At 44.0% G+C, this 9,711-nt stretch carries 7 protein-coding genes and 1 other annotated feature; of the genes, 6 read left to right on the top strand and 1 reads right to left on the bottom strand.

What is annotated here, in order from left to right; genetic code table 11:
• Nucleotides 1-387 precede the first annotated feature (387 nt).
• A complete protein-coding gene (fbpA, locus tag K1I80_RS04490; RefSeq protein ID WP_223312749.1) occupies nt 388-2,037 on the bottom strand; it encodes an Rqc2 family fibronectin-binding protein FbpA in 1,650 nt (549 codons plus the stop codon).
• 171 nt (nt 2,038-2,208) lie between these two features.
• Nucleotides 2,209-2,445 (top strand) — a binding site (T-box leader).
• A gap of 126 nt (nt 2,446-2,571) precedes the next feature.
• Between fbpA and trpX the strand changes: the two genes are divergently transcribed.
• From trpX to K1I80_RS04460, 6 genes are all read left to right on the top strand, one after another.
• Nucleotides 2,572-3,579: a tryptophan ABC transporter substrate-binding protein gene (gene trpX, locus K1I80_RS04485; RefSeq protein ID WP_223312750.1), complete on the top strand. Its 1,008-nt coding sequence runs from the start codon at nt 2,572-2,574 to the stop codon at nt 3,577-3,579.
• Nucleotides 3,580-3,899: 320 nt separating this feature from the next.
• Nucleotides 3,900-4,949: a phenylalanine--tRNA ligase subunit alpha gene (gene pheS / locus K1I80_RS04480; RefSeq protein WP_002900605.1), complete on the top strand. Its 1,050-nt coding sequence runs from the start codon at nt 3,900-3,902 to the stop codon at nt 4,947-4,949.
• Between the two features lie 45 nt (nt 4,950-4,994).
• A complete protein-coding gene (locus K1I80_RS04475; protein ID WP_002930094.1) occupies nt 4,995-5,504 on the top strand; it encodes a GNAT family N-acetyltransferase in 510 nt (169 codons plus the stop codon).
• Between the two features lie 245 nt (nt 5,505-5,749).
• Entirely contained in the window at nt 5,750-8,155 is a 2,406-nt protein-coding gene (gene pheT, locus K1I80_RS04470; RefSeq protein ID WP_223312751.1) for a phenylalanine--tRNA ligase subunit beta, read from the top strand.
• Nucleotides 8,156-8,314: 159 nt separating this feature from the next.
• Nucleotides 8,315-8,707 (top strand): YbgA family protein, encoded by a 393-nt coding sequence (locus tag K1I80_RS04465; protein WP_223312752.1) that lies wholly within the window; start codon nt 8,315-8,317, stop codon nt 8,705-8,707.
• 150 nt (nt 8,708-8,857) lie between these two features.
• The gene (locus tag K1I80_RS04460) at nt 8,858-9,685 is read left to right on the top strand and encodes an alpha/beta fold hydrolase (protein WP_223312753.1); all 828 of its coding nucleotides are present in this window, start codon (nt 8,858-8,860) and stop codon (nt 9,683-9,685) included.
• The last annotated feature ends 26 nt before the right edge of the window (nt 9,686-9,711 follow it).

The raw sequence follows: 9,711 nt of genomic DNA, 5'->3' as shown, positions 1-9,711 counted from the left end.
TAAAGAGTGGGGAACGACCTTTTGATTCTTGATTTTTTGTTTTCATAAGTTCACTTCCTTTCAAAATCGGGTAAAAAAATAGACACCTCATTTTTTGAAGTGTCTACCTATTAAATATTCAAATTTTATTGGAAGTATCTTTATATCTTCACTTTTCAAGGATAAATCGTCGTATCAAAGCTCATTCATAAGTAGTAAATTAGTAGTAAATTGAGTGGTTTTGACCTTGATAAAGTGTGATAAGTCCAGTTTTTATGCGGATAACTAGATTTTTATGCTATTTTTATAATAAGAAAAATTGTTGGAATTAATAGAAAGAATAGAAAGCTTCAGCTAGCTAATGACTGTCATGCTCCTGAGTCTGTTTCATAGTTAAAAAGGATATTTTTACATCTTCATGCTTTTAATTTTCTCTTCATCTGGTGTGACGCGCAGGGTTTTCTGGCCTGTATAGGTGACAAATCCTGGCTTGCCACCAGTTGGTTTATTGAGTTTTCTAGTCTCAATCATATCTACTTGGACCAGATTGGAGAGTCTGGCCTTGGAGAAGTAGGCCGCTAGCTCGGCAGCGTCTGTCCTGACCTCATCGCTAGGCTGAAGATTGCCGATGATGACCACATGACTGCCTGGAATATCCTTGGCGTGAAACCAGAGCTCGTCCTTCTTGGCGATCTTAAACGTCAGCTCGTCATTTTGTAGATTGTTGCGGCCAACTAGGATAATGGTTTGTCCATCTGTTGCCAGATATTTCTCCGGTTTCTGTCTTTTCTGGATTTTCTCTCTCTGGCGTCGGCGGATAAAGCCAGTCTGGATTAGTTCCTCCCGAATTTCCGCAATTTCAGTCAGGCTGGCCTGAGCAAGGGCTGTTTCTACGCTCTCTAGGTAGAGAATCGTAGCCCGAGTCTCTTCAATCAAGCTCGTCAGGTGTTTGACGGCTTCCTTGAGCTTCTGGTAACGTTTGAAATAGCGCTGGGCATTTTGGTTGGGAGTCAGGGCCTTGTCAAGCGAGATGATAATCTTCTCACCTGTATAGTAATTGTCCAATTCCACCTGTTCCTGGTCGTTGGGCACCTGATGGAGAAAGGTGGTCAAGAGTTCCCCTTTTTGGCGGAATTCTTCTGCATTCTCCGTTGCTAGGAGCTCTTCCTCTTGCTTGACCAGTTTTTTTCGGTTCTTTTCCAACTCATTTTCTACTCGGCGGATGAGCTCGCTGGCCTGCTGGTTGACCCGATCGCGCTCCGCCTTATCCTTATAGAAAGTGTCTAAAAGCTCGGATAGCGTGGACATTTGGGTCTTGCTGTCAGAAAATAGCAGAGCAGAGAAGGATTTTTCGGTCAGGCTAGGCTGGGTCGGACTGGAAAAAAATGCACGGAAAGTTTTGAGCTTGTCAGCTGTCAAACGGCCACTGAGCTCAGTAGCCGTATCTCGGCCCAATCCCTGAAAAATTTGCTGCAGGCGTTTGGGCTCTATGTCTTCAGTATGTAAGATTTCAAAGAGCTTTTCATCACCCACAGTGAAAGGATTGAGACTGCCAGTCTGAGGTGGTGCGACATAAGTTGAGCCCGGCAGGATAGTTCGGTAGCTATTTTGCGAAAATCCAACATGTTTGATGGCTTCAATAATCTTACCGCTAGCTTTGTCCAAGAGAATGATATTGCTGTGCTTGCCCATGATTTCGATGACCAAAGTCACTGCCACGCTGTCGCCGATTTCATTCTTATTCGAAACACTGATTTCCAAAATCCGGTCATTCTCTACTTGCTGGATCGATTCAATAACGGCGCCCTGCAAGTATTTGCGCATCACCATGATAAAGGTATTGGGAACAGCTGGATTTTCAAACGTGGTATCTGTCAGCTGGACGCGCCCAAAGACCGAGTGGGCTGATAGGAGTAGCTTGTGGCTTTGGCGGTTGCTGCGAATCTGTAAAACCAGCTCCTGTTCAAAGGGCTGATTAATCTTCTGAATGCGGCCGCCCAGCAATTCGCGACGAAGCTCCTCTGTCATGTGGTGTAAAAAAAATCCGTCGAAAGACATGTTTTTCTCCTTGAAAGTTGCTACAGAAAATTATAACAAAAAACCAAGCTAAAAGCTTCTAAAGTCTCGCCAAAAAGCAATTTAATTTTTGCCTATAACTGCCTCTATAAACCAAATCCGAACATTTTATAAAAATTTTCAAAAAGGTCTTGACATCCTTTCAGGAAAAACTTAAAATATAGGAAATTAGAAAAGTAGTAGATGAATTTGTTTTTAGCGAGCTTGTGGTTGGTGGAAATGAGCAGCAAATCTTTACGAAATTGGGCTAATTGATAGAAATGAATTTGAAACAATAAGAATTCGGTTGGCACACCTTACAGTGCAGCTTGTTTGATGACAAGACAGAGATATGGAGAATACTAGCTATTTTTCCATAATTGAGGTGGCACCGCGATTTACGCCCTCACACAGAATACCTGTGTGAGGATTTTTTGTTGCTTATTATAAAAAACAAGGAGAATTGCCTATGTTTAAACGATGGCGTCCCTAGGGATTAAACAGAAAAATTATAAAATATAGAAATGGAGAAAGAACATGAAAAATAAACGATTAATGACTATCTTAGGCCTTCTGGCCGTTTTGGCAATCGGTGGGATTGTCTATTCCAGCTTGAACAGCAAAGGTAATACCACAAAGACTAGCAGCGACAGTCAGACGGTCAAGGTTGGCGTGCTGCAGTATGTCAGCCATCCTTCGCTGGATTTGATTTACAAGGGGATTCAGGATGGTTTGGCTGAGGAAGGCTATAAGGGAGACAAGATTAAGATTGACTTTATGAATGCTGAGGGCGATCAGAGTAAGGTCTCTACTATGAGCAAACAGCTAGTCTCCAATGACAACGATGTGCTGATTGGTATTGCAACTCCGTCTGCCCAAGGACTGGCTGCAGCTACTAAGGACAAGCCTATTGTCATGGGAGCTATCACAGATCCAGTCGGAGCAAACCTAGTGAAAAATCTGGACAAGCCAGGTGGCAATATCACTGGTGTCTCTGACCGCAATCCAGCCAAGCAACAGCTAGAGCTGATTAAAAAATTGACCCCAGATGTCAAGACTATCGGTGCGCTCTACTCTAGCAGCGAAGACAACTCTAAAACTCAAGTGGAAGAGTTCAAAAAATTAGCTGAAGAGGCAGGCTACAAGGTAGAGGAATACTCTGTTCCTTCAACCAATGAAATTGCTTCAACCATGAATGTCATGACTGGCAAGGTTGATGCTATATGGATTCCAATTGACAATACCATTGCTTCAGCTTTTGCGACAGTTGTGTCCAGCAATAAAGAAGCTAAGAAACCAATTTATCCAAGTGCGACAGCCATGGTAGAAGAAGGAGGCCTTGCCTCTGTTGTTGTAGACCAGTATGACCTAGGTGTTGCGACTGGTAAAATGGCGGCTAAAGTTCTTAAAGGTGCCAAACCTGCTGATACTGCAGTAGATATTTTTGACACAGGTAAATCTGTTATCAATACCAAAAATGCGAAAGAACTTGACATTACTGTGCCAGGAGATGTTCTGAAAGAAGCAGGACAAGTGATTAAATAGAAAAAAAGGGAGTCTGTTGTTTCACAGGCTTCTTTTTCTCGATAGTCTCTTCTTGTAAATTCTTTAACTTAGCTTGCGAAATGTTTAGAAATCTGTTAGAATGAAATATAATTAAATAGCAATCCGCAAGACCAGTAACCTAGGGGAAGTTTAACAGGGAGGGGAGCCAGCGACTGAAAGCTCTCTAGATGAAAGCTAGGCGAATTCACTTGCTCTAGGATTGATAAGTAAGGTCTGGCTTGCCAGATAAAAAACGGATGGTACCGCGTGTCAACGCTCCGCTTATGGAGATTGGCGCGCTTTTTTATTTTGGAGGGAAAATGACGAAAACGATTGAAGAACAACTAAAAAGCCTGCGTGAAGAGACTCTAGCTTCTCTCAAGCAGCTCAAGGCTGAGAATCAAAAGGAACTGCAGGACTTGCGTGTAGCAGTCTTGGGTAAGAAGGGGTCGCTGACTGAAGTCCTGAAAGGGATGAAGGATATTTCAGCTGAAATGCGGCCGATTATCGGTAAGCATGTCAATGAAGCGCGTGATATTCTGACAGCAGCCTTTGAAAAGACTGCTCAAGAGATGGAAGAGCAATTAGTAGCTCTGAAACTGGCTGAGGAATCCTTGGATGTGACCCTGCCAGGCCGTCAAATTCCGGTTGGGAACCGTCATATTCTTAGCCAGACTAGTGAAGAAATTGAAGATATCTTCATCGGGATGGGCTATCAGGTCGTGGACGGCTTTGAAGTGGAGAAGGACTATTACAACTTTGAGCGGATGAATCTGCCTAAGGACCACCCAGCACGGGATATGCAGGACACTTTCTACATTACAGAGGAGATTCTGCTCAGAACCCACACCAGTCCGGTGCAGGCGCGAGCTATGGATGCTCATGACTTTTCTAAAGGGCCACTCAAGATGATCTCACCAGGGCGCGTTTTCCGCCGGGATACCGATGATGCGACTCACTCACACCAGTTCCATCAGATTGAAGGCTTGGTGGTTGGAGAAAATATTTCCATGGCAAACCTGCAAGGAACGCTGCAGCTAATTGTCCAGAAGATGTTCGGTGAAGACCGCAGTATCCGTCTGCGTCCATCTTACTTTCCATTCACTGAACCATCTGTTGAAGTGGATGTTTCCTGCTTTAAGTGTGGCGGCGCCGGCTGTAATGTCTGCAAGAAGACCGGCTGGATTGAGATTATGGGAGCTGGTATGGTGCATCCGCGCGTGTTGGAAATGAGCGGCATTGATGCAGAGAAATACTCTGGATTTGCCTTTGGTCTTGGCCAAGAGCGGGTAGCTATGCTCCGCTACGGTATCAACGACATTCGTGGCTTCTACCAAGGAGATATTCGTTTTTCTCAGCAGTTTAAGTAGAAACCTGTATTCATAGATGCAGCTTTTCTGAGAAAGGAGTGCAGTATGCTAGTCAGAGTCAAGAAAGAAGAAGCGAACATCCTGCGAGAGTTGGAAGTCGCAACCTATCAAGAAACCTTTGGCCCATTTATCAAGGAAGCTGATATGGCTCATTATTTTGACAATGAGCTGTCGCTTGCAACTATCGAAAAGGAACTGGCAGACCCTGAGTCAGAGACTTATTTTGTTGTCAAAGGCGGTGAAATTGCTGGTTTTCTCAAGGTAAACTGGGGACAGGCTCAAACAGAGCAAGAACTGCCACAGGCCTTTGAGGTTCAGCGAATTTACGTTTTGAAAGCCTATCATGGTCAGGGATTAGGCAAGGAAATGTTTGAATTTGCCTTGGAAGAAGCCAAAAAACGAGGTTTTGACTGGGTCTGGCTGGGCGTCTGGGAGAAGAATTTTAGAGCTCAAGATTTTTACTTCAAATACGGCTTTGAAAAATTCAGCCAGCACGACTATATCACTGGTGAGACAGTAGACACAGACTGGCTGCTGCGCAAGAAATTGAAATAAACAAGAAAATTTAAAGAGAGGAAATGATACGACCTAAAAGCTTTAAATTTAGATGATTTGTTTCTGAAATCAGGATTTCATACAAATCTCTAAAATTTGGTCGGTCAAGTTCCTTAGCGATAGAATAGAGAAAGGAATTGAACCCGGGCTAAAAACTCGAAAAAAGATAGATTTGCGATCATTCGTCGAATGTTTAGCAAATCTCCTGTTTTTCAGTCGTTTTTGACGCCCTTGGTATTTTAAATATGCTAATAAGTTATAAGTGGTTAAAAGAGTTAGTAGACATTGATGTGGCGAGCGCTGAGCTGGCTGAGAAAATGTCAACGACAGGAATTGAAGTAGAAGGTGTGACTTCACCAGCTGCTGGCCTGTCAAAAATTGTCGTTGGCGAGGTGGTATCGTGTGAGGATGTTCCTGATACCCACCTGCATGTTTGTCAAGTCAATGTCGGAGAAGAGGAGAACCGTCAGATTGTCTGTGGTGCTCCGAATGTCTGTGAAGGCATCAAGGTCATGGTAGCTTTGCCAGGTGCTCGCATTGCGGACAATTATAAGATTAAAAAAGGAAAAATCCGTGGCTTGGAGTCACTGGGCATGATCTGCTCTCTGGGGGAGCTGGGCATTTCTGATTCTGTTGTGCCAAAGGAATTTGCGGATGGCATTCAAATCCTGCCTGAAGAAGCAGTGCCAGGTGAGGAAGTCTTCTCTTATCTGGACTTGGACGATGAGATTATCGAGCTTTCTATCACACCAAACCGAGCTGATGCTCTGTCTATGCGTGGGGTGGCTCATGAAGTGGCTGCCATATATGACAAGTCAGTACATTTCAAAGATTTTCCGCTAGTGGAAAATGAAAAGCAGGCAGCGGACAGTCTTTCAGTTGCCCTTGAGACCGAGAAAGCCCCTTACTATGCGGCTCGTATCTTGGAAAATGTCACTATTGCCCCAAGTCCTCAGTGGCTGCAAAATCTCCTCATGAACGAAGGAATCCGTCCGATTAACAATGTAGTGGACGTGACCAACTACATCCTGCTCTACTTTGGTCAGCCTATGCATGCCTTTGATCTGGATACGTTTGAGGGCGACCAGATTGTCGTCCGGGAAGCGCGTGCTGGTGAAAAACTGGTGACATTGGATGGCGAAGAGCGAGAGCTGGAAGTGAGCGACCTAGTCATCACTGTGGCAGATAAGCCAGTGGCTTTGGCTGGTGTCATGGGCGGAGCAGCGACGGAAATCTCTGGCCAGTCCACTCGTGTTGTTCTGGAAGCAGCTGTCTTTGATGGTAAATCAATTCGCAAGACCAGCGGTCGCCTTAACCTGCGCTCGGAATCATCTTCCCGCTTTGAAAAAGGGATCAACGTGGCAACTGTTAATGAAGCTTTGGATGCGGCAGCAAGTATGATTGCGGACTTGGCAGGAGCGACTGTTCAGGCTGGGATTGTATCCACTGGCAGCTTGGATACTAGCGATGTAGAAGTGGTGTCCAGTCTTGCGGATGTCAACCGAGTTTTGGGAACAGACTTGCTTTATACAGATATTGTGGATGTCTTTCGCAGACTTGGCTTTGGCTTGTCAGGAAATGCAGAACAGTTCACTGTCAGCGTGCCTCGCCGTCGCTGGGATATTTCAATCGAAGCGGACCTTTATGAAGAAATTGCTCGCATTTATGGCTATGACAAATTGCCAGCTAGCCTGCCAAAAGATGACGGGACTGCTGGTGAATTGACTGCAACGCAGCAACTGCGCCGACAAGTACGGACCTTGGCAGAAGGAGCTGGGCTGACAGAAATCATCACCTATGCTTTGACGACGCCAGAAAAGGCGATTGAGTTCACTCTCAATCCTAGTAACTTGACTGAGCTCATGTGGCCGATGACAGTGGAGCGCTCTGTTCTTCGTCAGAACATGGTTTCTGGCATTTTGGACTCCCTAGCCTACAATGTAGCTCGTAAAAATAAGAATCTAGCCCTCTATGAGATTGGAAAGGTCTTTGAGCAGACTGACAATCCTAAGGAAGAACTGCCAAATGAAATCAATAGCTTTGCCTTTGCTTTGACAGGTCTGGTTAATGAAAAAGACTTCCAGACCAAACCAGTAGCAGTTGATTTCTTCTATGCCAAAGGAGTGGTAGAAGCACTCTTTGATAAGTTGGGCTTGACAGCTGAATACGCGGCTAGCAGCCAGATTAAGAGTTTGCATCCCGGTCGGACTGCTTTAATCTCTATCAATGGCCAGCCTGTCGGCTTTGTCGGCCAAGTCCATCCTGCGACATCCAAGGCTTACGATATTCCTGAAACTTATGTAGCTGAGCTCAACCTGTCTGCTATCGAAGAGCAGCTCCAGCCAGCCCAGCCATTTACGGAAATCACTAAATTCCCAGCTGTCAGCCGTGATGTGGCCCTCTTGCTCAAGGCTGAAATCACTCACCAAGAGGTCCTTGATGCAATCCAAGCAGCTGGTGTGAAGCGCTTGACTGATATTAAGCTCTTTGATATCTTCTCTGGAGACAAGCTGGGTGTCGGACTCAAATCCATGGCCTACAGCCTGACTTTCCAAAATCCAGAAGCTAGCCTGACTGACGAAGAAGTGGCTAAATACATGGAAAAAATCGAAAAATCTCTGACCGAAAAACTCGGCGCAGAGGTGCGTTAATGAACGATTCCCCAGTCATGTGATTGGGGATTTTGATTAATACTCTTCGAAAACCTATTCAAATCTTATTTAATTTGCTTTCTATCTTACTAGGATGCGAGCAATGATGTAGACGAAACGAGAAGAATTCGAAATTGAAAATCAGTAGGAAAAGTAATCATGGAAAATTCAAACCAAATATCCCAATGTCAGACTCTTTGGGCTAGAAATAAATATCTGGTTCTCAGTCACTCCAGTAAGATCTATCTGGAAATCCGCCAATATCTAAAAAGCGACTCGGTAGAAGTAGCACATGTTCAAGACTTGATTGATCAGGCGATAGCCCTGCCTGAAAATCGTGGTCAGGTCAGCAATGCCTTTCAGCATGTTTGGGGCTATTTTAAGAAAAAAGCCAGTACAACTGAAAAAGAAGATTTTATGCATCTTTTGCTTCGTTACCAATCCGGTCAAGCTGAGCAGAAAGACTTGGTAACAGCTGTAAGTAACCTGCTAGTCAAGTATCCCAATCCTTATTTGCAGAAATCCACTTTGTTATTTGGTGATGAGGCATGAAGCTCTGAAATCAAGGAGAAAGAATAAGCTTGTTTGTCTAGTAGCTTTGAGGGGTGTAGATGATAAGAATAATTTGTTAGGCTCATAAATAATATTATTTTGACTGGTTTCGATAAAGGATCCACCTCGAGCAAAACGCGTCTTTAAGGTATGATTGGAGAAATAATGTTTTTTACTTATCAGGGAAATAAATTATATTATAAAGTGATTGGTCAAGGAAAGCCAGTCTTGGCAATTCATGGTTTGGGCTGTTCATCTGAATTGATGGAAGGATGTTTGGAACCTATTTTTGAGAAACATGCTGGCTATAAAAGAATTTATTTAGATTTGCCTGGCATGGGTAGGTCTGATGCCAATCCTGCTTTTGCAAGTGCAGATGCGATTTTAGAGATGCTCCTGAACTTTATAGAAACTGTAATCGGCGGACACAGCTTTCTCTTAGCTGGAGAGTCTTATGGTGGTTATCTTGCTCGAGGAATTTTGGCTAAGAAAAGTTCGGAGATTGATGGTTTGCTGCTTATTTGTCCAGTAGTTGTACCCAATCCGAAAGAAAGAATTTTGCCTAAAGATACTCTGGTAATTAGAGACGTTGGGTTTGATTTAGCAGGCAAAAGCAAAGATTTCGTCGATTTAGCGGTTTTACAGACTAAAGAAACTTATCAACGGTTTGCAAAAGAAATCCTAGCAGGGCTTCAGATGATGAATGCTCCCTTTGTCCAAAAGCTGCAAGAAAACTATTCTTTTTCGTTTGAAGTGGATCAAGGGATACAGGAAAAGGGCTATGACAAGCCCAGCCTTTTTATAGCAGGAAAGCAAGACCAAGTCGTGGGCTTCCAGCAGTTAGCCCAGCTGTCTCACTATTATCCAAGAGCAACTCATGCTGTAATGGATCTTGCTGGCCATAATGCACAGATAGATCAAGAGGCTCTCTTTACGGCCTTGGTCGAAAATTGGCTCAAGCGAATTGAAATTTCTTGATACTACAAGATTTAATATGTTGAACA

The sequence above is a fragment of the Streptococcus sanguinis genome (genome assembly GCF_019929225.1).
Classification (GTDB): Bacteria; Bacillota; Bacilli; order Lactobacillales; family Streptococcaceae; genus Streptococcus; species Streptococcus sanguinis_J.
Note: the sequence above shows the minus strand (reverse complement) of the source record. Positions and strands in the feature narration are given on the sequence as shown.

Excerpts from the sequence above, each read along its gene's own strand:
- K1I80_RS04460 (WP_223312753.1), top strand. The coding sequence starts at position 8,858 with ATGATTGGAGAAATAATGTTTTTTACTTATCAGGGAAATAAATTATAT.
- pheT (WP_223312751.1), top strand. The coding sequence starts at position 5,750 with ATGCTAATAAGTTATAAGTGGTTAAAAGAGTTAGTAGACATTGATGTG.
- K1I80_RS04465 (WP_223312752.1), top strand. The coding sequence starts at position 8,315 with ATGGAAAATTCAAACCAAATATCCCAATGTCAGACTCTTTGGGCTAGA.
- trpX (WP_223312750.1), top strand. The coding sequence starts at position 2,572 with ATGAAAAATAAACGATTAATGACTATCTTAGGCCTTCTGGCCGTTTTG.
- pheS (WP_002900605.1), top strand. The coding sequence starts at position 3,900 with ATGACGAAAACGATTGAAGAACAACTAAAAAGCCTGCGTGAAGAGACT.
- K1I80_RS04475 (WP_002930094.1), top strand. The coding sequence starts at position 4,995 with ATGCTAGTCAGAGTCAAGAAAGAAGAAGCGAACATCCTGCGAGAGTTG.
- fbpA (WP_223312749.1), bottom strand. The coding sequence starts at position 2,037 with ATGTCTTTCGACGGATTTTTTTTACACCACATGACAGAGGAGCTTCGT.